Source organism: Pedobacter quisquiliarum, assembly GCF_014642175.1.
In the GTDB taxonomy this organism is placed as follows: Bacteria; Bacteroidota; Bacteroidia; order Sphingobacteriales; family Sphingobacteriaceae; genus Pedobacter; species Pedobacter quisquiliarum.
Genome location: NZ_BMIL01000008.1, coordinates 66,110 through 87,070, shown reverse-complemented (window position 1 = coordinate 87,070; position 20,961 = coordinate 66,110). Strand labels below are relative to the sequence as shown.

The window sequence follows — 20,961 nt, the reverse complement described above, 5'->3', positions numbered from 1 at the left end:
TTTTGCGGGAATATGAGTTTAAAATCTAAAAACCCAAGCCATTCGTTCACAATCATGAATGAATTGGTTCTACCGAATGATACCAACACCTTGAATAATCTGATGGGTGGAAGGTTGTTGCACTGGATGGATATTGCCGCAGCGATTTCCGCTCAAAAACACTGCAACCGGATTGTGGTTACGGCATCTGTAGATAATGTATCTTTCAAACAGCCTATTAAACTCGGTGATGTAATCACCATAGAAGCAAAAGTTACTCGTGCTTTTCACACCTCGGTAGAAGTCCGACTTGACGTTTGGGCGGAGAACATCCCAACCGGAGGACGCGTAAAGTCCAACGAGGCATATTACACTTTCGTAGCAATAGATCAAGGGGGTAGAACCATACCCGTTCCAGAACTGGTACCAGAAACTACACAGGAAATTGAGTTGTTTGATGGCGCTTTAAGACGTCGTCAGCTAAGACTTATCCTTGCAGGTAAGATGAATCCTATTGATGCGCCCGAACTGCGCGCATTGTTTTTTAAAGAATAAAAACTAGTTTCCTTTAGCCAGGGACTGCGATGAAGAATTGTCTACCGCTTGATTGCTTAATTGCTTTTCAAGCGCGTACACATTCAGGTTATCCAGTTCCCGGTTATAGCTTTCCTTATCATAGTTAACGTTCAGGAATTTTGAATGCCCGTTCATCACGCGAAATGAAGATGCTAGGCCATTTAATGCGGCGTTATACACACCTGTGATGATTCTTCCACTAAGCTCTTCCTCTATGGTTGGTGTTTCCTCACCCCATTTCCGAACTGGCTTCATCTTCCTGGAAACTTTTAAATATCGCGCCTGATAGGCATCCTGCCCAAGGTAGGTCAGGTATTTAGAATTTTTACTAATCTCTTTAATCTTGATGGTCTTAACCTTTGTCGGACAGAATGAAATCCGGGATTGATCTGTTTTCAGACATATACTATCCGGAGACACTTGGTATAAAATACCCTTAATTGTTTCACCGGATGTACGTACAACGGCTAAATATGGCTTTACCTGAGCGGAAACATGGAGTGCCATAGAACATAATATGGCAGTAGATATTTGATAAAGTCGTTTTCTCATATAGTGGATTGTACCCTAAGATATGAATAAAACCCACTATACAATAAATTGTTTTAAAATTGTCAGCTTTTAGTAAACATTATTGAGACATCTCCAGAATTTTGTCAAACTCTGTGTCTTTTAATTTCATAACAGATAACCTGCCTTGTTTGATCAGCGCTATATCCGCAAGGCTTTCTTCCGCTCTAATTTGTGCAAGGCTCACAGGGTTTGCTAACGCCTCCACTGGCGCGAGATCAACAACCACCCAGTTCGGATCTTCCGTAGTTGGATCCTGATAATATTCCTTTACAACTTTAGCAACGCCAACTACGCATTTGCCTTCATTGCTATGGTAGAAAAGCACGAGGTCGCCCTCCTTCATCTCCTTCATATTGTTCCGGGCCTGGTAGTTCCTTACACCATCCCAGAAGGTACGCCCATCTTCGTTAAATTTATCCCAGCTGTATTTAAAAGGTTCTGATTTTACCAAAAAGTAGTTCATGCCGCAAAATAATAGAATAAATCGTAAGAATTTCTGAAGGAATTGTCAATGTTGAAATTAGATACCTCAATGTCGCAGTAAGAGCAGCCGGACAATCAAATCTAAATTATCTCTGCTTCAATAACGCCCTTACACTGTTCCAGGTTTGAGCCGATAAAATCTGGCGTCCGTGTTTAACCTTATTCTTTCCATATTTTTCAACATATTCTGCGCGTTCCTTAGACTGCGGATGCGTGCTAACCCATGTTAAATATTCAGGCATCTCCTCTTTGTCGTTGCCCAGTTTAGAAAGGAAGTTCGCAAAAGGTTCGGGATTCACATTCGCCTTTATCATGTATCGTACACCCTCCAGGTCAGCGGCTTTCTCCAGCTCACGGTCAAATGCAGAAGATGACAGCACTTTCGCTGCCTTTGTTATTACCCTGGAGTTGCTGTTTCCCGTGGTCATAGACAGCAACACGGATAAGCCAATTTCTTTGGTCAACTTATTCATGACATGGTTTAACTGAATGTGGGCAATCTCATGGCACACGACACCAACAAGTTCCGCTTCATTTTCAACGCTGTTAATCAACCCTGTATATATAACCAGATGTCCGTCCGGCAAAGCAAATGCATTTACCTGCGGATTCTCGAGCACATGAACCTTCAATGAACCACGGTCAATGTTATTTGATGTGCAGATCTGGTTTATAATGCTATCCACTGCTTTGCTCAACGCTGGATCGCTGCGCTCCCGATCAGACTTGCGAAACCAGTTGTAAAACACGGTCCCAAGTCGCTCCTCGCTCCTGGCAGAAACCTTCCTGATGTTTAGCAAATCAACCCAGTCAACTTGAGCCAAGATAAACCAGTTGGCAAAGAAAAGCAGGGCGATGGAAAATCCTTGTAGAATTACTTTTTTCATAGGTATGGCTTACAGAGTAGCTTTGTCAAACTTCCATAGAACCACCATTCAACATGTATCCCCTTGCGGGTCTGAATTGCAGTATAAACAGTAACGATGAACTCCGTTAAATTGAAGATGAATGCGGCAAGCAGATAGGCGATGTAATTACTGGTGATGGTTGGTTCCCTGAATAGAATGGACATACTCCACCAAAATCCATAACTGTTGATGAGGAACAAGGAGCATTGTGACAGCAGGGCTTGTGTACAATGCCATCGGACGAAGTACGTGGACTTCCTGTTTGCCAGATAAAAGATTAGGGTCGCGATTAGATTCACGATGGGTAGTGGCAGGCCTGCGATAATGGCAATCAGAGACATGAGGTAGCTGCTTGATGCTGCTTCCGCTTCATGTTCCGTGGGCAGGGTATTTTCGTCTAATACATGGTTCATAAGCCTTTATTAATGTTCCACATCCAGTTTACTAAAACTAACGTGACCATGGGAATAGCATATTGTGGCTTCCGGAGCGCAAACTCTGCTTGTCTATAGCACCGATATAAACTGCTGGATCTTCTTAGTAAATCTGCAATTATCCAGATGGGTGCGAGAAGCATGATCGATGCAACAATGAACCCGATCGGGTTCATGTAAAAAGCATCTGAATAGTGCTCATGCAAGAGTGCAACAACCGCGCGGCTCGTGCCACATGAAGGACAGGGTATATTCATGACGTTTTTGAATAGGCAGACTTCCGCTGACAAATGTCCGGCATGTGTATCCTGCATGTTGATGAACGTCCAAATATACCCTGCTATACAAGCAAGGAAAAGCATTGCATAAAGCCTGTTTCTGCTTAAGTTCATTAATACATCAGGTGCTGAATCTTCTGCATATTTTTCTCGCGCGTTGCTTTCTGAATCATAAACCAGTCGACAATTGCCCAGATGCCAAAACCCCCGCAGGTTAGCAATTTACCAATGCCTAATCCGGTATCTCCAATGATAAACCTGTCAATGCCAAGAGAACCTGCTAGTATGGAAACGATCAAACTTGTAGTTGGATCCTTTAGTTGCATGGTAGATAACATCGGCCAGTGTGAATCATCGATGGTGATTAGGCGCTCTCTGATAAATTGAAGTTGATGACTTTCGAAGAACTTCGAATTTGACATGATGAACATGTCTACTTTGTTTGAATCCATTATTTGTTTTGAGTAATATTTCTTTTTTCAGCGCGAACACGCTCCTTCAAGCTCATGAAAATGCAGCTACACTCATGCGCGCTCAACATAAGTTCATTAATAGCCGAGGCTAAATGAAATGGGTATGATATACGTCATCTCCACAATTCTTCCTTTCTGACGACCCGGAATCCAATTTTTGGAGGATTTCAAAATGCGCATTGCTTCATCAGCTAACGCTGGATGTACATCATTGATAACATGCACACCGCCTATTTTACCGTCAGCAAGAACTAAGAATTTAACATGAACCTTGCCCTGTATTCGTTGGGCGGCCGCCGCGGGTGGATACCTGATCCCACTTGCAACATGCCTGTAGAAATTATTTATACCGCCTTCATAACTGGGCGGAACTTCAGGGTTAGTATAATGAAAAACGTTTCCTTGCTCATCAACACTTTCTCCCTTAAGCATCTTGCCCCCAACGTAAAACTCTTTAAAACGCAGTGAACCGCTGGTCTTAAAAACACCATTCCACTCTCCTTCGTATTTGCCATTGCTTATGCGGCCTTGCTCGCTGATGTATTTGAAAGCGTCATCATAAAAGATTGCCTGTCCATTCCCGTTAGCCACGAGGCTTTTTCCAGTTGAATCGTTAACTGTAATAACGTAAATATTGGTGCTGTCTCCAACTTGAGTATACAGTAAAGACTTATACAGCTTTCCATTCGGAAAATAACTTTGTACAGTATCTACAATTTTGCCACCTGCATATTTCATCACCTGTTTAGTAGCCCCAGTTTCAAAAAATGAAAGATACTGGCCTTCATATACTGGTGGAACTTTCATGTAAGACCAGCCTACACTTTTTTTATTGCCACTTAGATAGAAGTCTGATATCGGATACAAGACTTGATTTTTCATACGCTTTTGAACAACGCGGATGAAATCAGCCTGTTCTTTCTTCTTTACATATTCACCACTGTTTTTTAGATAGTAAGTCTGCTGGCATACAGCAGCTGGCAGCTTCAGGAGGAGGAAGCTGATAAATAACAAGTAAGAAGCGTATTTCATTCAGGCGTTAAATTTCTTCCAAGATAAAAATATTCCTGATTTATATATACAACAGCAACTTTATTGATTTCTTGCCATTTATTTTGCAATAAAACTTAAAGTAACTATCATTATTCTACCGATTTACGATAACCACCCTGTTGATTTGATGAGATTCAAAATCAAAAGCTTCAGCATATTAACAAATTAAGCAGTTGGTTTAGAGCCATTATTGATGGTTGCTGCAAGCGCTGTTTGGGTTGGTTCATGACGTTTTAAGAAAGGCTGAAAGCCAAGCTGATTTTGGTAGTCAATTTTTCTGAAAAATGGCCATACATCATATTCTCCCTGTTGTTGCCATTGATAATAGGAAATTAAATGTGCCTTCCTTTTTTTTATGTAGTGATGGCCGAGAGTTAAAATTGTTAGTATTAGGTCTTTCAATGAAAACTTAAGGAAGGGATTATTTGTGTCGAAATAAGACCACTCATATTCCCTATCAGAGTGTAAAAATAAAATGGAGCGCGCAATGATCCTAAGTGCTTCTTTCGTCAGCTTATCTGATTTTGTTAGCCTATGCTGCCTTGTATCATCATAAAGTCCCCAACAAAGATCAAGCATTGGTTGTATGATTGGATCATCATTCTTTACCTGTTTCGATCGATAATATTGTTCAGGTAGCCAACCGTGGGTTATACTTTCCGTAACAGCTTCTTCAAATTCGTCATTGGTGGTTAATCCAACTGATAAGTGACGCAAATGAAGTGCAAGCTTCTTCCTACGTGCAGTGTCTATCATATAGTATTCAGATCATATATCTTGAATAAATATACTGAAGTATTATCTCTACAAAAACAATTATGCTCGCTTATCATTATTCCCTCCTCCTTATTTGGTAGTAAGCAAAAAACGGATTCTGTATTGCACGCTTTATTGAGAGTTTGCACTTATAACAAAAAGAGCAATCAATCCGCATGCATTCCCCCCTTTTAACAGCAAAATTGGCTTGCATTATAGTAACTTATAAGTTACCTTTGTTTATGAAAGTAAGAGAGGTTGTAGCTTTTAAAGATTACTTTGAGAAATTCCTGCTTGAACAACCTACAAAGGTTCAGGATAAAATCTTCAAAATCATTGAGGCTATTGAAACTCTTGAACGTGTGCCATCCAATTATCTGAAATTTCTCGTGGGAACTGATGGCCTTTACGAAGCAAGGATCCAACTAGGCTCAAGTATCTGGCGTGTATTTTGTTTTTTCGACAACGACAAACTTGTGATACTGCTGAACGGATTTCAGAAAAAGACACAGAAAACCCCAAAAAGCGAAATTGAAAAGGGATTGCGCCTAATGGCAGAATACTACGAACAAAAAAACAAGCAGAATGGAAACTAAAAGCTGGAAAGAGGTTAAAAATACTGTCTATGGACAAAAGGGTACTGAACGACGTGATGAGCTTGAGAGGGATTTTGAAAGTTTTAAAATCGGACTAATGTTGCGCAAGGCAAGAGAGGATAAACACCTAACGCAGAGCGAACTAGGCGACCTTGTAGACCGAAAACGCGAGTACATTTCGAGGATAGAAAACAACGGCAGCAATTTGACCCTAAAGACATTGTTCGACATCGTAGAGAAAGGACTTGGTGGAAAAGTGAAAATCTCTATCGAACTGTAGATTGCACTAGCTATAATAGGGCAATGACAAAAGTTTGGGAAATGCTTTTCCAAACCACCACCATTCGCCAAGCCGCAAAACGCTATGTGAATTTTCTAGCAGGAGGACCTATGGGGTTCAGACTTGTCTCGTTAAGTGGTTTTTGATGATGGAATGACTTGAGCTACCTGTATCTATGATACATGATTAACTGTTAGCTTCTTTTACATGTTTAATATATCGATAACAGGTCAATTTCTGAAATGGCATATTTTCCTGTATCATGTAGATCGAGAGCAGTCAACGCCACTTTCAGATTTTCAGGAGATAAACCTTTTGGTCTGCCACCCGTTTTTCCTCTTGCTCGTGCGGCATCAAGCCCGGCCTTCGTGCGTTCACGTATAATCTCTCTTTCAAACTCTGCCAAAGAAGCAAAAATATTGAATGTAAGCCTACCTGTAGCCGTTGTGGTGTCAATGTGATCATGCAAGCTGACGAAGTTCACATCCTGTTCATGGAAAAGTGCAACGAGATCAACTAGGTCTCTAGGCGATCGACCGAGCCGATCCAATTTCCACACAACAACTTGATCACCTTTTTTAAAATTCTTCAGAAGTTTCCTAAGTTCCGGTCTGTCTTTATTCTTCCCAGAAATCTTTTCCTGGTAGATTGTTGTGCATCCATATTCTGTAAGCACTCTAGATTGAAGATCCAAATTTTGATCTGCTGTACTTACCCTTGCGTAGCCTATTTTCATGTAATAGATTATTATCAAAAACTCATTATCAAAAATGGCAAAAATAGCTTTGATTGATGGAATGAGTTTTTGATAATCGGCAAAAAAGAAAAAGATTGATCAGGCCTAATTGGGAAAGATTTGATATGTTGCATTGCCTCGCATCAGGCGACAACGATCAATTATCAAATAAGGAGGGAATATTGATAAATGGATTCTATCTTGTGCCATACAAATCATTGATTAGGAAATCTGGCCGTATCATTTGAAAATAGCAAATTAGCACTCAATATAAATCTAAGTTATGTCTAAAGAACAACAATTTTGGGACTGGTTCAAAGGGAACGAAGCCAGGTATTTTTTTCTAAATCAAATTGATGATGATTACGAGAAAGAAATGTTATTGGAGGATTTTCTTTCACATCTACATGAATATTGCGACCACTTATTTTTTGAAGTAGGAGGTTTCCCGGATGAAAAGCAGGATTTAATTATTACAGCTGAAGGGGATGTAAATTTTTTTAACCAGGTTGAAACGCTAGTAGAAAACGCCCCTAGATTAGAGCACTGGAACGTAATAGCCTTTAAGCCAGTGAAAGAAGACTACACTACTAAATATAACAATATAATCTTGGACCCGAAAGGTATGTATTTCATTCCTCTTAATAATAAAAAGGATCTTAATAGAGTAGGCCTAAGAGTATATATTGAAAATTATAACTCGGATATAGAAGATGATTTCTTGACTGCCACCTACCTGGTGCTTGACAATATCTTGGGCGAAAAGTCAAACGCTTTAGATATTGGGTATGTGGAGATAAAAGACTTACCATCCGTTTCTGAAAGAGAAGAATTGATTGAACTTACTAGACTATTTCGATACATCAATTGGAAAAAGTCTAAGCTCAATACTTAGTTGGGGCATAGCAATAGCATTAACTTCAATTTGAAACATTCGCGGACATTATCAAAAAGGGGTCCTTAATATTATGCAATTAAGTGAACATCAGAAAAGACTTTGGTGTAATATGATTAGTGCTATTGAAGATTTCCGAAAAGGTAAGATTCAGTACACTACTCTTGTTTATGGATTAGAAAGTTCTTTAGACGCAGGTGAGTTTAGCTGTCAAACTATTGTCGGTGAGTGGTATGACCAATGGACACCTTTAGAAATTTTATCAGCAACACATGGAGATGAAATTACAATAGATGATGCTGATAAGTATTTGTTGGCTATGGATATATTTCTAAGAAGCAAACTCTAAGCTTATGTTGTATAAACTGCCCACTCTTTCATCGGATTGGGCAGTATAAGAGAAATTATGTAAGTTGAATTTACGGCTCACAGAACACTCTATTCTCCTGAAGAATTTTGTTAGCAAATTTAATGTAAAGTTGTGAAAATGCCAGTCTCCGATTGGACCTCAGCCAAGTACTTGTGGAATATTTTACATAGAAACCGCCTATCCCCCCAGGATGAAGTAACTAGCGGTGGATTAAACAACTATACATCTTACCTAAGGTAGTTACTTCAAGCTTGTAGGTACATCTATCATTAAACCGTGAAATAATGATAATTTACTTTATGTTTGCTCGCAAGATCCAGGCAGGATACCGCTAAAGAAAAACGGCAAAACATCAATAAAGTTCACAGCCATTAGATTAAAAAAAAACAGCTGCCTTACGGGGCAGCTGTTTCTATCTAAACTAAAAACGAGTGCTATTTTGAAGCGTTCATTGCGGTTTGACGTGCATTCATGATGGCCTCAGAAGAATAAGACTCTGCGTTCAAACTCGCGAAATCGCCCATCTTTACATTTTTCATGCTGTTGGTAACCATTGTACTCTGGTCAGCCGTGCCTTTCAATTTCAACGTCGCATCATCTTTCACAACAGTATATAAGCTCTTGGTAGTGGTTTTGATTTTTGCCGCAGCATTGTGATGCAGGAATAACTGCAGGTTTTTAACCTCAAAGTTATTCGAGGTTACGACTTCGGCATCGCCATAGGCCTCAACCCGCTGCAGGTCTTTTACCGTAATATTCAGGGTGACCACATTACCTTCCATGGAATTCACGTATAGTGTTTTTCCGTTGGTCACAACTGATGTTTTTGAGGCATCGTAGTTATCTGCAGCAACAATACCTTCCTTGTCCCCTTGCGTCAATACAATCTTTACATTTCCGCTTACCCAGATTCGGTCAACGCCAGCGGCCTTGATTGCTTTGCTTACAATCGGAGTTGGCTCAGTTGCAAAAGTTGTCATTGCTGAAGAGGTTAATACTACTGCTACAAGTGCTGCTGCGAATAGGTTTTTGGCTAGAGTTTTCATGGCTTTATGGTTTAAATTTTCTTTTTGTTTTTTGTTATTAAGACGCCGTCCCACGAAAAACGTTGCAGCAAAAAACCCAGTAATATACCAGCTTGAATAAGCTTTAGACCAATGCCTGTAATTCGTCGACGAACAGGAACATCATCGATGAAAACCACCAGAAACGAAAAAGGCACCCTCATGGAGGATGCCTTTTTCGTTTAACTGCAGGAATACTTAGCCTTTAGGGTTCAGCGCCTGCTCTATTCTGTCAGACAGGTCTTCTAAGTGATACTTGCTCACACCAGAAGCCTGGATAGCAGCCGACTTAATACTTGTGTTAAGTGCCTTTAATTCACCTTTCACAACTGAAGCAACATCACTCTGCATCGCAGAAAGAGAGCTTCCGGTACTTGTCCGTTGTAAAGTCATGGTCAAAGATGTAGGTGTTTTATCAGCAGGCTTAATCAAGCCGATCATCTTCTCTACATAAGCCTTCTGCAGGTTACGGCGATACAGATCGATTTCCTTGTTCGACTTCAGCTCCGAAAAGACTGCCGCGTCCATATCTGTAAAGAAGTCCGTAATCTTATATGCAGCGTTGCCATCAGCAGCCTCAGCAGATATCAGCTTGGCTAGCGTGGTGTTACTTACCAGACGATTCAACGTCGGTGATTGCACCTTGTTGATCATCTCTAAAGGATCATCACCTGTATTGTTTAGGATGTTCTGATCAATAATCCAGGTTGGTGTTGTAAACAACTGCTCAGCTAAGAACTTCATTGCTTCTTTTTGCTTACTTGCCGGGTTACGCTCGTAAACCGTTCCAGATTGCTCAACCGTCTTTGGTGTTTCAAGAATACCGCCGATGTTTTTAGAAACATGGCCCATGTACCTGTTGAACTGAGAAGTTAGTTGGGTATAGATACCCTGAAGGTCTGTATAGTCCTCGTTTGCAGTTCTGGTCCAAGCCGGAAGGTTCTTCGCAACGACCTTTAAGTTTTTGATGCCGTAAGTACTTGCAACCACTGCATTGTCGCCCAGATCTTCACTTTGTGAACGTGGATCATCAGGGTTGGTTTCTGTACCAAACCATAGTCGCTTGTTCTTAAGCTTTTCCATGGTTATTTTGTTCAATGCAGGTACTTCGGCTTGTGGCGTTTTAGCCTCTGGCATTAACTTATAACCCCATTCAATTGCCCAAAGGTCATAGTCGCCGATTCTTGGATATAAACCTGTTTTCGAAATATTATCTTCTGGTTGGGCCACGTAGTTGAAACGTGCATAATCCATGATAGATGGGGTATGTCCGTTTTTCTCCAGGAAGCCTTTGTCGCGCAGTTTTTCTACAGGAACTGTAGAGCTCGAACCATAGTTGTGACGCAGACCAAGTGTGTGGCCTACCTCATGCGAGGATACAAAGCGGATCAAGTCACCCATCAATTCATCGCTAAACTGCATTTTTCTTGCACGTGGATCTACTGCAGCAGTCTGGATCATATACCAGTCGCGTACCAGCTTCATTACGTTGTGGTACCAGTTGATGTGACTCTCGATAATCTCTCCACTACGTGGATCTGAAATGCTCGGCCCGCTTGCGTTAGAGATCTCGGAAGGTTTGTATACGATTGCGGAGTGCATGGCATTATCCAGACTCCATGTCGAATCCTGCTTTTCAGTTGGTGCTTCTCTTGCGATAATGGCGTTTTTAAAGCCTGCCTTTTCGAAAGCCACCTTCCAGTCATTTACACCTGCAATCAGGTAAGGCACCCATTTTTTAGGCGTAGCCGGATCAATGTAAAACACAATTGGCTTCGCTGGTTCTACCAACTCCCCACGCTTGTATTTCGCCATGTCAGCCGGTTTCGGCTCCAGTCTCCAACGTTTAATCAACTGAATTTCTTTAACACCCTGTGGGTTCAAATCGAAGTCGGTATAACCAACGGTGAAGTAACCAACACGTGGATCAAAATAACGTGCTTTCATTGGCACTTTAGGCAAGATCACCATAGAGGTGTTCAGCTCCAAAGTGGATGAACCTGTGGCACCACCACCACCTGAACTTGGCGCAGAGCCACCAAATGGCGAGCTCGCTGCTGTTAAGGAGTAGGTTTTAACAGTTCTGATCTCTACGTTCATCGGAAAACTCCGGATGCCGCTGATGTAACTGCGGTCGGACTGCTGGCTGCCAAGTCGGAATCTTGATTTTGCAGATGCAGAGCTGAAGTTGAAGATTTCATTATCGGAATTGATGAACGTGGTCATGTCGATTACACTTCCTTTTTTATCCGGTGAGAAAGCAGCGATGTTAAAGGCTGCGGCAATAGCCTGGATGTTCGAGTTGCTTAAACTCTGGTACATGGCAGTCGTACTGTCGGGGCCATAAGTTCTGTAGGAGATTTTACGCATGAAGATGCGGTTGTTCGGCCCTTTTTCAAAGCGGACAACGCTGCTTCCGATCTGGTCTCCGGCATAACCTGATGCTGCGCGAACTTCAGCACCTGCTTTGGAGATCCGGTTTACCACCAGAATATCACGGCCAAGGATAGAGTCGGCGATCTCAAAGAAGAACTTATCTTCCAGGCGATGCGTGGTGATCATACCTTTGCGGGTCGTTGCCTTGTTGGTAATAACGCTGGCATAAGGTTTTGGCTCGGCTTTTCCGGCTGCTGACATCATGCTTGACGCACGCTTGCTGGTATCTGCAGCTGCAGTGCTGGTTGTTGTTGGTCGCGTTTGTGCTTGCGCAAGGGAAACCCCGGCCGCCGCGATCATTGAGAGTAGTATGGTTTTCTTCATGAAATGAATGGATTCTTATTCCGTAAATATAACGGATTGGAAGCCATGAAGAATTGCCGCTACATAACTTTACAGTTACACTAATGCATCATTTTAAAGAGCAGTTCTTTCAATAATGCACCATCGGTTGTGTTACCTGTGCTGTCCAATCCCTTGCTCTTCAAGTCATACTCCCGCAGCAGGCTTATGATGTCGAATGTCTTATTTACATTGTAGTTTTTCGCAGCGGTTTCGTAATCCTTAACAAAAAATGGGTTCACCCCCAACTCCTTTGCGGCGTCGTGTTTATTCGGCAGGTAATGGTATTTCAGGATCTTTGAGAAGTAGGCGTTTAGGTTCGCAAGGACCAGAACCATTGGATTACTCTTAGGATTATCCGCGAAGTAATTGATGATCTGATTGCACTTGAACACGTTCCGGAATGCCAGTGCTTTCTGGAGTTCAAACACATTATATTCTTTACTGATGCCGATATTCTTTTGAACCAGATCGGTATCTATCGTCGCATTGCTGCTGATGTTCAGCAAAAGTTTATCCAGCTCATTGGCAATCTTGGAAAGATCTGCACCCAGGTATTCGGCCATCAATGCTGCTGCCTGCGGCGCGATCTTAGCACCTTTCTCTTTAACGAGGCCCTCTATCCACTCTGCGAGTTTATAATCGCGCACCACGTCTGATTGAAAGACCACCCCAGATTTGCTGATGGCTTTAAAAATCTTCTTGCGCTTATCGAAATTTGCATACTTATAGCCGAGCACCAGGATGGTACTGCTCAGGGGTTTTTCGAAATAGTTTTGCACGAACTCTGCCGCCTTACTACTGCCTTCCGTCTCTTTGCTCCACTTCAGGTCCTGTGCTTCCTTAACGATGATCACCTGGTATTCGGACATCATCGGATAACGTTTGGCAGCATTCAGAATGGTGGCCATATCCGTATCCTTACCATACAAAACCGTCTGGTTAAACCCCTTTTCCATATCATTCAATACATTTTCTTCGATGTAATCAATGATCTGGTCGATGTAATACGGCTCTTCGCCATGCAGTAAATAGACAGGTTTAAACTTCCGGGCTTTGATGTCCCTTATGATCTCTGAAGCACTCATATTGTGCTCAAATGTACTTGCTAATTCCTAATTATTAAGGTTATTTTTGCAGAAATGAAGTTTACGCCTACCGAACTTAATCTCCCTGAACATCCTTTTAAGATTACGTTAAAGGATTCTCAATTCTACATCTTCGACGACATCAGGAAAAAACACCTGGTGCTAACACCGGAAGAATGGGTGCGTCAGCACTTTATCCAATACCTGATCAATGACCGGAAATTTCCTAAGACATTAATCCAGGTTGAGGGTGGTTTAAGTTTAAACCAGCTGCAGAAAAGAACAGACATCGTGGTGTTTAACCATAGCGGCGAGCGGATCATGATTGTAGAATGTAAAGCGCCTTCTATTAAGATTACGCAGGGGGTATTTGATCAGGCGGCAAGATATAACTCCGTACACAAGGTCGAATGGCTTGTGGTTACCAATGGCTTACGCCATTGCTACGCCAGGATAGATCATGGGGCGTCCAGCTTCAAGTTCTGTGAAGAACTGCCCCTATTTCAAGATTTGTAAACCGATAAATACAGGGTGGTGCTATGGCTCCATGTCACGCAAATCACAGCCGAAACACACCTTACACACGCATTACGTGGGCGAGGTGTGGGCGAGGTGTGCGCAAGGTGTGTGTAAGGTGTGCTTAAATCCCAGCTCCATTTGCCCTTTTCTTGCGTGTTTTTATTCCATAAACGAAAAAAGCTGGTGCCGTTTTTCACGACACCAGCTTTCCTGTAGATATTAAAACGCTGAAACTATTAACCTAGGCTGCTCAGGCTTTCACGAATGATCGCGATTTTAGATTCTGCATCAGCCTGCTTGTTCCGTTCATTCTGGATGATTTCAGGCTTTGCATTCTGCACAAATCTTTCATTGTTCAGTTTTGCGTTCACCGATTTCAGGAAACCTTCCAGGTAGCTCAGCTCGCCATTAAGACGTTCCCTTTCTGCATCCACGTCGATGTTCTCTTCCAGTGGAATGTAAAACTCATCACTGCCCACCATGAAAGTCACCGCGCCAGGAATTTTATCATTTACAAACTCCACTTCGTTAATGTTGGCCAGCTTGAACACGATGTTCAGCCATTTTTCAAAATCTACTGCGGAGTTGCTCTTGATCTTCAATGGCAACGATTCTTTTGGCGACAACTGCTTGGTATTTCTAACATTACGGATCCCTGCTACAAGCTCTTTGATGGTTTCTACATCCTTAAGCAATGCAGTATCAATCGCTCCAGCAACAGGGTAAGAAGCCACAATGATGCAATCCATTTCATCTTTTTCGCCGAAGATCTCATCATGATAGATCTCCTCGGTAATAAAAGGCATGAAAGGATGTAACAGCGAAAGGATACGCTCAAAGTAGCTTAGCGTAACTTTCATCGTCTCTGCATCAATCGGATGCTGATAAGCAGGTTTTACCATTTCCAGGTACCATGCACAGAAATCATCCCATACCAGCTTGTAGGTACTCATTAGGGCTTCCGACAAGCGGTATTGCTTGAAGTTATCTTCAATCTCCACTAAAGCCTGATTAAACCTGTTTTCAAACCAATTGATGGCTTGTGTATTTGGGTTCTCCAGATTTGCATCCACTTCCCAGCCTTTCACCAATCTGAAGGCATTCCATATCTTGTTAGCGAAGTTCCGCCCCTGCTCACAGTAGCTTTCATCGAACATCAGATCGTTTCCTGCAGGTGAACATAGAAGCATACCCACACGAACACCATCTGCACCATACTTTTCAATCAGCCCGATCGGATCAGGTGAGTTACCCAGCGACTTGGACATTTTACGGCCCAACTTATCACGCACGATTCCGGTCAGGTAAACGTTTGTGAAGGGCTTTTTACCCCTAAACTCATGTCCAGCCATGATCATCCTGGCCACCCAGAAGAACATGATCTCCGGTGCAGTTACCAGATCATTCGTCGGATAGTAATAGTTGATGTCTTTATTGTCTGGATTCTTGAAGCCGTCGAAAACGGAAATCGGCCACAACCAGCTGGAGAACCAGGTATCCATTACGTCATCATCCTGGCGCACGAAAGGTTTAAGCTGATTTTTAAATCCAGCCTTTTCATCGGCTGTGAATACGCCATCAATATCTTTAAGCTGTAGGAATTCTTCTAACGCTTCTTCTTCGGTCTTTGCTACCACCCAGTTGCCCTGATTATCGTACCAGGCCGGGATGCGTTGCCCCCACCATAGCTGGCGACTAATACACCAGTCTTTAACATTCTCCATCCAATGACGGTAGGTGTTTACGAACTTTTCCGGAATCAGCTTCACATCGCCGTTCAATACATCCTCAAGCGCGGGCTTAGCCATTTCATCCATCTTGCAGAACCATTGCAAAGATAACTTTGGCTCGATAGCGGCATCGGTACGTTCAGAGAAACCGATTTGAGATTTATAATCTTCTACATGGTCCAGATGGCCGGCTTCTTCAAGTAGTACTGCGATTTTCTTTCGTGCGATAAAGCGGTCTTCACCAACTAAAACGACAGCAAGCTCATTCAAAGTACCGTCATCATTCAGAATGTCGATTACCGGAAGTTTATGTTTTACGCCCAACTCATAATCATTAAGATCATGTGCCGGTGTAACTTTAAGACAGCCTGTTCCGAAGTCCATAGTTACGTACTCATCTTCAATGATCGGAATCTCACGGTTGATCAATGGAATGAACACCTTTTTACCTTTCAGGTGGGTGTAACGCTCATCATTTGGATTGATGCAGATCGCAGCATCCGCCATGATGGTTTCTGGGCGAGTGGTTGCAACGATCAACGATTCGTCAGTTGAACCGTTTTCTCCGGCAATGGAATATTTGATGTAATAGAGTTTTTGATTTACTTCTTTACGGATAACTTCCTCATCTGAAACGGCGGTCTTACCTGCCGGATCCCAGTTTACCATCCGGATACCACGGTATATCCTGCCTTTTTTATATAGGTGAATGAAAGTTTCGATAACGGCATCGGAAAGATCTTCTTCCATGGTAAAGCGCGTACGGTCCCAATCACAGCTTGCACCAAGCTTTTTCAACTGGTCGAGGATAATGCCTCCGTACTTCTCTTTCCATTCCCAGGCATAGGTTAGGAATTCTTCCCTGCTAATGTCTTTTTTATTGATGCCGCGTTCTTTAAGCATGGCAACAACTTTAGCCTCGGTAGCAATGGAAGCATGGTCAGTACCCGGAACCCAGCAGGCATTTTTACCTTGCATGCGGGCCTTGCGGATTAAAACGTCTTGAATGGTGTTGTTGAGCATATGCCCCATGTGTAATACACCAGTCACATTCGGCGGTGGAATGACAATGGTATACGGTTCGCGTTCGTCTGGCTCGGAGTGAAAAAATTTCTTAGACAGCCAATAGCTGTACCATTTGTCTTCGGTCGATGTTGGGTCGTATTTCGTGGATATGCTCATTATCGTGTGGAAAAATTCTTTTGAAATGCAAAAATAACAAGAAAAAAGCGATTATCCGGTTCAGCATCCATTTCTTTTGAAGGGTGCTAGAGCAGCTTTTAAAATTGTGGTCTTCCTGCGGCCTTATGGATTATAATTCGGTTGAGCACAATAAAAAGTGTTAAAATATGTTAATATCATATCAAACCACAAGAGATGAGATCGTTTAAATTATTTCTATCTTCAGAATCATTATTTCGCCGGATTGGTTTAACCAAAATCTACGACTGGTTCAACAAGTAATATTTTCATTAGAACTTTCTGATGTTAATTCCAAATTACTACTTTGTGAGCTGTATTGCCACATGAGGGCACAATCACAAACTTATTTTTATTAAACATATGAAAATACAACACCTCAAAAGCTATTTTGCTGCTTTGGGTATTATTGCTGCGAGCTACTCTGCCAGCGCGCAAGCCCCTAAAAAATTAATTGATCCAGCGAATATGGATCTTAGTGTTAAACCTGGTGACGACTTCTACCAATATGCAAGTGGCACCTGGGTAAAAAACAACCCCGTTCCTGCAAAGGAAACCAGATGGGGAAGTTTCAACGAACTTCGTGATTTTAACATCAACGCCGTTCGTGGATTGGTTGAAGAAGCTGCTGCGGACAAGTCGGCACCTGCAGGTTCCGTTAAACGTCGTGTGGGTGACTTCTACGCTGCAGCGATGGACAGCGCCACGATTGAAAAACTAGGTTACAACCCAATTAAGCCTGACCTGGCTAGAATTAAGAAGATTAAAGATCTTTCTGGCGTTATTGATGAAGTGGTTTACATGCGTACCTCTGGTATGGGTGGTCCAATGTTCAGCTTCGGCGTTGCACAAGATCGCAAGAACGTTAACAAATATCTGCCTTCATTAGGTCAGGGTGGTACTACCCTACCTGATCGTGACTACTATCTTAATGATGATGCACGTTCGGTGAAAATCCGCGAAGCTTACATGACCTACATGACGACGCTTTTTGGATTAACAGGAAGCAGTCCTGCGGAAGCGAAAGCTAAAGCAGAAAAGGTGATGGCCATCGAAAAGCAATTTGCCGCAGCGCAAATGAGCCGTCTGGAAATGCGTGATCCTTATAAGACCTATAACAAATTTGCGGTTAATGAATTCAGCAAGACCACACCAAAGCTAAACTGGTCTACCCTACTGACCAAGTTCAAGGTGAAAGGTCAGGACACTGTATTGGTATCTTCTCCAAAATTCTTTTCTGCTGTAGACGGTATGTTGACTTCTGTACCTGTTGCAGACTGGAAAACTTACTTAGAGTGGAACTTATTGAAAAGTTCTGCGAGCAGCTTAAGTTCACCTTTCGTTCAGGCAAGTTTTGAATTTAACAAAGTTCAGACTGGTCAGCGTGTACAAACACCAAGATGGCAACGTATGTCTTCATTGACAGACAATAACATCGGTGAACTTCTGGGACAGCTTTACGTGGATAAATACTTCAAACCTGAAGCAAAAGCCCGTATGGACGAGTTGATCAAAAACCTTCGTTCCGCATTTGAAATCCGGATTAAGAACCTGGACTGGATGAGCCCGGAAACAAAAACAAAGGCGTTAGAGAAACTTCATGCTTTCAGACCTAAAGTTGGTTATCCTGAGAAGTGGAAAAGCTACGATGGTATGAAAATTACACGTACCACATATTTCGACAACCTTAAAAGTGGTGGTGAATGGCGCTATAATGATATGATCGATAAATTGGGTAAGCCGGTAGATCGTACACAGTTCGGCATGACCCCGCCGACGGTAAATGCTTACTACAGCCCAACCATGAACGAGATTGTTTTCCCAGCAGGTATCCTTCAGTTCCCATTCTTTGCACCTGATGCAGATGATGCGATCAACTACGGTGGTATTGGTGCGGTTATCGGTCACGAGATGTCGCACGGATTTGATGACTCTGGAAGTCAGTACGACAAAGATGGTAACCTCCGCAACTGGTGGACCGCAGAAGATCGTGCGAAATTTGACGAGAAAGCAGATGCTTTAGGTAAGCAGTTTGATGCTTATACAGTATTGGATACGGTTCATGTGATCGGGAAACTGACCATGGGTGAGAATATCGGGGACTTGGGTGGCTTGAATGCTGCGTATACCGCATTTAAGATGACTAAACAAGGGCAGTCTAACGAGAAGATCGACGGCTTTACGCCAGATCAGCGTTTCTTCCTATCCTGGGCACAGGTTTGGAGGGGTAACATCCTTCCGGAAAGTGCTGCACAGCAGATTAAGACAGATCCGCATTCACCAGGGGAGTTCAGAACCATTGGTGCGCCAGTGAATATGGATGCGTGGTATGAAGCGTTTGATGTTAAACCTGGGGAGAAGTTGTATAAGAAACCAGAGGAGCGGATACGAATGTGGTAATTTGAAATAAATTACTTAAAAAAGGGTAGTACTGTTCAGCAACTCAAACCTTTGTGAAGAACAAAGTTTTGCAGGTTGCTTCACAGTGCTACCCTTTTTTTTATAGTAATACTAGGGGGAGCAGCCGGGAAAGGGATAGGGGTTATTTCTTTTTAGGAGGTTTTTGTTGGTTGGGTTTTTAGGGTTGGTTTAGAGGAGTTTAGAGGTGGGGTTATTGGGTGGGTTTCGCGTAGTTGGTTTTTAGGGCGAGATTTTGAATATGCCAGTTTTATTCTAATTCGGCGATGGCGGCTTGTACCTTCTTAGGCAGTTTGGAGATGACTAAGGCTCTTGAGGTCATGATTCTTTCTTTAAGGACTTTGTCTGGAAGGACATCGAAGTTTTGTAGGGTTACCCACTGGCTTTTTGCGAAATGGGCCGCTTGCATGATGCCGTCTTGAGCAATGAGCTCATTAAAGTCTTCGGGGTCACATTTGAAGGTGATTTGTCCGTCGTCTAGGGAGGTAATGACGAAGAGTTTTTCATGGATCATGAAGCATAGGTGTTCACCCCATTTCATGCCTTCTGTGGTGCCTGGCAGGCTCAGGCAAAAAGATCTTAGTGTTTCGATGTCCATTATCTTGGGTTGCAGTTTTATGTTAACGTTGAGTTTTATTGGTGTATATCGTTTTTTAGCGTTGACGTATTAAAGTTGTATTAATGCTTCATTCTGGTGCTTGCGTGTATGCGGATTTTAGGTTTGAAGTACTATTCCTCTCCTCCTATTTTGTTCTGACGCTTGGGTTTCAATTAATCGCTGATGTTATTTGCATAAAGTTATAAAGGTTTGGGTAATTTTGGCTGATGAATAAGATAATCCTTACTGAAGACGGCTCCAAAACACTTTTCAATGATACCATTGGTGAGCACTATCACTCTACCCGTGGTGCTTTACAGGAGAGTAAACATGTTTTTCTGCAGGCGGGGCTGGTACATACCGCTTCAATGTTTCCAGCGGAGGAGCTTTCGGTGCTGGAGGTTGGTTTTGGTACCGGGCTCAACTTCCTGGTCAGTATGGATTATGCGTTGGAACATCAGCTATCTTTAAGGTATACTGGTGTGGAAGCGTTTCCGATTACGGATGAGGAATTACGATCAACAGATTATCAGGAATACGTTAAGCCGGAGTTATGGGCTGAATTTTCAAGCCAGTATTCCAGTTGCATCGATCAGCGGCAGGAACTTTTTCCGGGGCAGTCGTTGGAGATTCTTAAAACAGGCATCGCGGAGGTGCCGTCGGTTCCAAATTACCACCTGGTTTACTATGATGCTTTTTCCTTGCAGTATCAGCCGGAAATGTGGAGCAACGAAGTTATTGAGCATACGGCAAGTTTTCTTCGGCCTGGGGGTGTTTTCGTCACCTATGCCATTACGGGCAATTTAAAACGGGCACTTACGAGTTTCGGGTTTAAAGTGGAGAAATTAGTAGGTGCGCCTGGTAAACGGCAGATGCTTCGTGCAACCAGATTGTAGGTGCAGGTAGATGTGCCTTTATATCGGTTTACGCGGGTGCTAAAATGTCGTTCATGTGCCTATTCGTATATTCGTACAAGGTTAAGTTTGCGCTGACTTGATGCTGTCCCATTGCGCTATTCACATATTATCTTCATAATTTCAGAAGTTGCAAACTGCATTTGCGCTACACCTGTTTAGTTTTCGGTAACGATTCAAATCAACTGCTGCCCTTTTTTTGGCGAAGGTTGCGAGTTTCAATCTCCAGGCGCAACGCAGAACTTTGGATAGATCACCCACA

Annotated in this window: 22 protein-coding genes; 8 read left to right on the top strand and 14 right to left on the bottom strand. The window is 42.5% G+C overall.

The annotated features are described in order from the left end of the window. Positions 1-12: 12 nt before the first annotated feature. Entirely contained in the window at positions 13-534 is a 522-nt protein-coding gene (locus IEW69_RS12620; RefSeq protein WP_188627228.1) for an acyl-CoA thioesterase, read from the top strand. 3 nt (positions 535-537) lie between these two features. Here the strand turns inward: IEW69_RS12620 and IEW69_RS12615 are convergent, their stop codons facing one another. The 8 genes from IEW69_RS12615 to IEW69_RS12580 form a co-directional block, all read right to left on the bottom strand. Beyond that, complete coding sequence (locus tag IEW69_RS12615; protein WP_188627227.1) at positions 538-1,107, bottom strand: hypothetical protein; 570 nt, start codon at positions 1,105-1,107, stop codon at positions 538-540. Between the two features lie 79 nt (positions 1,108-1,186). Next, positions 1,187-1,591: an EVE domain-containing protein gene (locus IEW69_RS12610; RefSeq protein ID WP_188627226.1), complete on the bottom strand. Its 405-nt coding sequence runs from the start codon at positions 1,589-1,591 to the stop codon at positions 1,187-1,189. Positions 1,592-1,697: 106 nt separating this feature from the next. Continuing rightward, complete coding sequence (locus IEW69_RS12605; protein ID WP_188627225.1) at positions 1,698-2,498, bottom strand: M48 family metallopeptidase; 801 nt, start codon at positions 2,496-2,498, stop codon at positions 1,698-1,700. After that, positions 2,495-2,932, bottom strand: a complete 438-nt coding sequence (locus IEW69_RS12600) for a magnetosome magnetite crystal formation protein family (protein ID WP_188627224.1) — start codon at positions 2,930-2,932, stop codon at positions 2,495-2,497. The genes IEW69_RS12605 and IEW69_RS12600 overlap by 4 nt, the downstream gene beginning before the upstream one ends. Then, positions 2,929-3,345: a DUF2752 domain-containing protein gene (locus tag IEW69_RS12595; protein WP_188627223.1), complete on the bottom strand. Its 417-nt coding sequence runs from the start codon at positions 3,343-3,345 to the stop codon at positions 2,929-2,931. Before IEW69_RS12595 ends, IEW69_RS12600 begins: the two co-directional genes overlap by 4 nt. Continuing rightward, on the bottom strand, positions 3,345-3,683 hold the full coding sequence (locus tag IEW69_RS12590) for a TM2 domain-containing protein (RefSeq protein ID WP_188627222.1): 339 nt from the start codon (positions 3,681-3,683) through the stop codon (positions 3,345-3,347). Before IEW69_RS12590 ends, IEW69_RS12595 begins: the two co-directional genes overlap by 1 nt. A 96-nt stretch (positions 3,684-3,779) precedes the next feature. Then, positions 3,780-4,736 carry an energy transducer TonB gene (locus IEW69_RS12585; protein ID WP_188627221.1) on the bottom strand — a complete coding sequence of 319 codons (957 nt, stop codon included), beginning with the start codon at positions 4,734-4,736 and terminating at the stop codon, positions 3,780-3,782. 186 nt (positions 4,737-4,922) lie between these two features. Continuing rightward, positions 4,923-5,513 (bottom strand): hypothetical protein, encoded by a 591-nt coding sequence (locus IEW69_RS12580; protein WP_188627220.1) that lies wholly within the window; start codon positions 5,511-5,513, stop codon positions 4,923-4,925. A gap of 242 nt (positions 5,514-5,755) precedes the next feature. Here IEW69_RS12580 and IEW69_RS12575 point away from each other — a divergent pair, with 242 nt between their 5' ends. Further along, positions 5,756-6,109, top strand: a complete 354-nt coding sequence (locus IEW69_RS12575; protein ID WP_188627219.1) for a type II toxin-antitoxin system RelE/ParE family toxin — start codon at positions 5,756-5,758, stop codon at positions 6,107-6,109. Continuing rightward, a complete protein-coding gene (locus IEW69_RS12570; protein WP_188627218.1) occupies positions 6,099-6,389 on the top strand; it encodes a helix-turn-helix domain-containing protein in 291 nt (96 codons plus the stop codon). The genes IEW69_RS12575 and IEW69_RS12570 overlap by 11 nt, the downstream gene beginning before the upstream one ends. 211 nt (positions 6,390-6,600) lie before the next feature. On the opposite strand, the gene IEW69_RS12565 is transcribed toward IEW69_RS12570, so the two are convergent. Then, positions 6,601-7,125: a recombinase family protein gene (locus IEW69_RS12565; RefSeq protein WP_188627217.1), complete on the bottom strand. Its 525-nt coding sequence runs from the start codon at positions 7,123-7,125 to the stop codon at positions 6,601-6,603. 283 nt (positions 7,126-7,408) lie between these two features. Between IEW69_RS12565 and IEW69_RS12560 the strand changes: the two genes are divergently transcribed. Beyond that, complete coding sequence (locus IEW69_RS12560) at positions 7,409-8,020, top strand: hypothetical protein (protein WP_188627216.1); 612 nt, start codon at positions 7,409-7,411, stop codon at positions 8,018-8,020. A 73-nt stretch (positions 8,021-8,093) separates the two neighbouring features. Next, complete coding sequence (locus IEW69_RS12555; protein WP_188627215.1) at positions 8,094-8,369, top strand: hypothetical protein; 276 nt, start codon at positions 8,094-8,096, stop codon at positions 8,367-8,369. A 455-nt stretch (positions 8,370-8,824) separates the two neighbouring features. Here the strand turns inward: IEW69_RS12555 and IEW69_RS12550 are convergent, their stop codons facing one another. The 3 genes from IEW69_RS12550 to holA form a co-directional block, all read right to left on the bottom strand. Next, positions 8,825-9,436, bottom strand: coding sequence for a GIN domain-containing protein (locus IEW69_RS12550; RefSeq protein WP_188627214.1), 612 nt, complete (start codon positions 9,434-9,436; stop codon positions 8,825-8,827). 216 nt (positions 9,437-9,652) lie between these two features. Further along, a complete protein-coding gene (locus IEW69_RS12545) occupies positions 9,653-12,214 on the bottom strand; it encodes a zinc-dependent metalloprotease (RefSeq protein ID WP_188627213.1) in 2,562 nt (853 codons plus the stop codon). A gap of 80 nt (positions 12,215-12,294) precedes the next feature. Further along, positions 12,295-13,320 (bottom strand): DNA polymerase III subunit delta, encoded by a 1,026-nt coding sequence (gene holA, locus IEW69_RS12540; protein WP_188627212.1) that lies wholly within the window; start codon positions 13,318-13,320, stop codon positions 12,295-12,297. A 54-nt stretch (positions 13,321-13,374) separates the two neighbouring features. On the opposite strand from holA, the gene IEW69_RS12535 reads away from it, so the two are divergent. Then, on the top strand, positions 13,375-13,836 hold the full coding sequence (locus tag IEW69_RS12535) for a type I restriction enzyme HsdR N-terminal domain-containing protein (protein WP_188627211.1): 462 nt from the start codon (positions 13,375-13,377) through the stop codon (positions 13,834-13,836). Between the two features lie 239 nt (positions 13,837-14,075). On the opposite strand, the gene IEW69_RS12530 is transcribed toward IEW69_RS12535, so the two are convergent. Continuing rightward, complete coding sequence (locus tag IEW69_RS12530; protein WP_188627210.1) at positions 14,076-16,751, bottom strand: valine--tRNA ligase; 2,676 nt, start codon at positions 16,749-16,751, stop codon at positions 14,076-14,078. 381 nt (positions 16,752-17,132) lie between these two features. Between IEW69_RS12530 and IEW69_RS12525 the strand changes: the two genes are divergently transcribed. Continuing rightward, the gene (locus IEW69_RS12525) at positions 17,133-19,169 is read left to right on the top strand and encodes a M13 family metallopeptidase (RefSeq protein WP_188627209.1); all 2,037 of its coding nucleotides are present in this window, start codon (positions 17,133-17,135) and stop codon (positions 19,167-19,169) included. A 268-nt stretch (positions 19,170-19,437) separates the two neighbouring features. Here the strand turns inward: IEW69_RS12525 and IEW69_RS12520 are convergent, their stop codons facing one another. Next, positions 19,438-19,785, bottom strand: a complete 348-nt coding sequence (locus IEW69_RS12520) for an MmcQ/YjbR family DNA-binding protein (protein WP_188627208.1) — start codon at positions 19,783-19,785, stop codon at positions 19,438-19,440. A gap of 227 nt (positions 19,786-20,012) precedes the next feature. On the opposite strand from IEW69_RS12520, the gene mnmC2 reads away from it, so the two are divergent. Then, positions 20,013-20,681 (top strand): tRNA (5-methylaminomethyl-2-thiouridine)(34)-methyltransferase MnmC2, encoded by a 669-nt coding sequence (gene mnmC2 / locus IEW69_RS12515; protein WP_188627207.1) that lies wholly within the window; start codon positions 20,013-20,015, stop codon positions 20,679-20,681. Positions 20,682-20,961 lie beyond the last annotated feature (280 nt).

Bases quoted from the DNA above. Each gene is read 5' to 3' on its own strand.
- IEW69_RS12560 (WP_188627216.1), top strand. From the start codon at position 7,409: ATGTCTAAAGAACAACAATTTTGGGACTGGTTCAAAGGGAACGAAGCC.
- IEW69_RS12565 (WP_188627217.1), bottom strand. From the start codon at position 7,125: ATGAAAATAGGCTACGCAAGGGTAAGTACAGCAGATCAAAATTTGGAT.
- IEW69_RS12615 (WP_188627227.1), bottom strand. From the start codon at position 1,107: ATGAGAAAACGACTTTATCAAATATCTACTGCCATATTATGTTCTATG.
- IEW69_RS12585 (WP_188627221.1), bottom strand. From the start codon at position 4,736: ATGAAATACGCTTCTTACTTGTTATTTATCAGCTTCCTCCTCCTGAAG.
- IEW69_RS12520 (WP_188627208.1), bottom strand. From the start codon at position 19,785: ATGGACATCGAAACACTAAGATCTTTTTGCCTGAGCCTGCCAGGCACC.
- IEW69_RS12590 (WP_188627222.1), bottom strand. From the start codon at position 3,683: ATGGATTCAAACAAAGTAGACATGTTCATCATGTCAAATTCGAAGTTC.
- IEW69_RS12605 (WP_188627225.1), bottom strand. From the start codon at position 2,498: ATGAAAAAAGTAATTCTACAAGGATTTTCCATCGCCCTGCTTTTCTTT.
- IEW69_RS12575 (WP_188627219.1), top strand. From the start codon at position 5,756: ATGAAAGTAAGAGAGGTTGTAGCTTTTAAAGATTACTTTGAGAAATTC.
- holA (WP_188627212.1), bottom strand. From the start codon at position 13,320: ATGAGTGCTTCAGAGATCATAAGGGACATCAAAGCCCGGAAGTTTAAA.
- IEW69_RS12610 (WP_188627226.1), bottom strand. From the start codon at position 1,591: ATGAACTACTTTTTGGTAAAATCAGAACCTTTTAAATACAGCTGGGAT.
- IEW69_RS12600 (WP_188627224.1), bottom strand. From the start codon at position 2,932: ATGAACCATGTATTAGACGAAAATACCCTGCCCACGGAACATGAAGCG.
- IEW69_RS12555 (WP_188627215.1), top strand. From the start codon at position 8,094: ATGCAATTAAGTGAACATCAGAAAAGACTTTGGTGTAATATGATTAGT.
- mnmC2 (WP_188627207.1), top strand. From the start codon at position 20,013: ATGAATAAGATAATCCTTACTGAAGACGGCTCCAAAACACTTTTCAAT.
- IEW69_RS12530 (WP_188627210.1), bottom strand. From the start codon at position 16,751: ATGAGCATATCCACGAAATACGACCCAACATCGACCGAAGACAAATGG.
- IEW69_RS12620 (WP_188627228.1), top strand. From the start codon at position 13: ATGAGTTTAAAATCTAAAAACCCAAGCCATTCGTTCACAATCATGAAT.
- IEW69_RS12550 (WP_188627214.1), bottom strand. From the start codon at position 9,436: ATGAAAACTCTAGCCAAAAACCTATTCGCAGCAGCACTTGTAGCAGTA.
- IEW69_RS12535 (WP_188627211.1), top strand. From the start codon at position 13,375: ATGAAGTTTACGCCTACCGAACTTAATCTCCCTGAACATCCTTTTAAG.
- IEW69_RS12580 (WP_188627220.1), bottom strand. From the start codon at position 5,513: ATGATAGACACTGCACGTAGGAAGAAGCTTGCACTTCATTTGCGTCAC.
- IEW69_RS12570 (WP_188627218.1), top strand. From the start codon at position 6,099: ATGGAAACTAAAAGCTGGAAAGAGGTTAAAAATACTGTCTATGGACAA.
- IEW69_RS12525 (WP_188627209.1), top strand. From the start codon at position 17,133: ATGAAAATACAACACCTCAAAAGCTATTTTGCTGCTTTGGGTATTATT.
- IEW69_RS12595 (WP_188627223.1), bottom strand. From the start codon at position 3,345: ATGAACTTAAGCAGAAACAGGCTTTATGCAATGCTTTTCCTTGCTTGT.
- IEW69_RS12545 (WP_188627213.1), bottom strand. From the start codon at position 12,214: ATGAAGAAAACCATACTACTCTCAATGATCGCGGCGGCCGGGGTTTCC.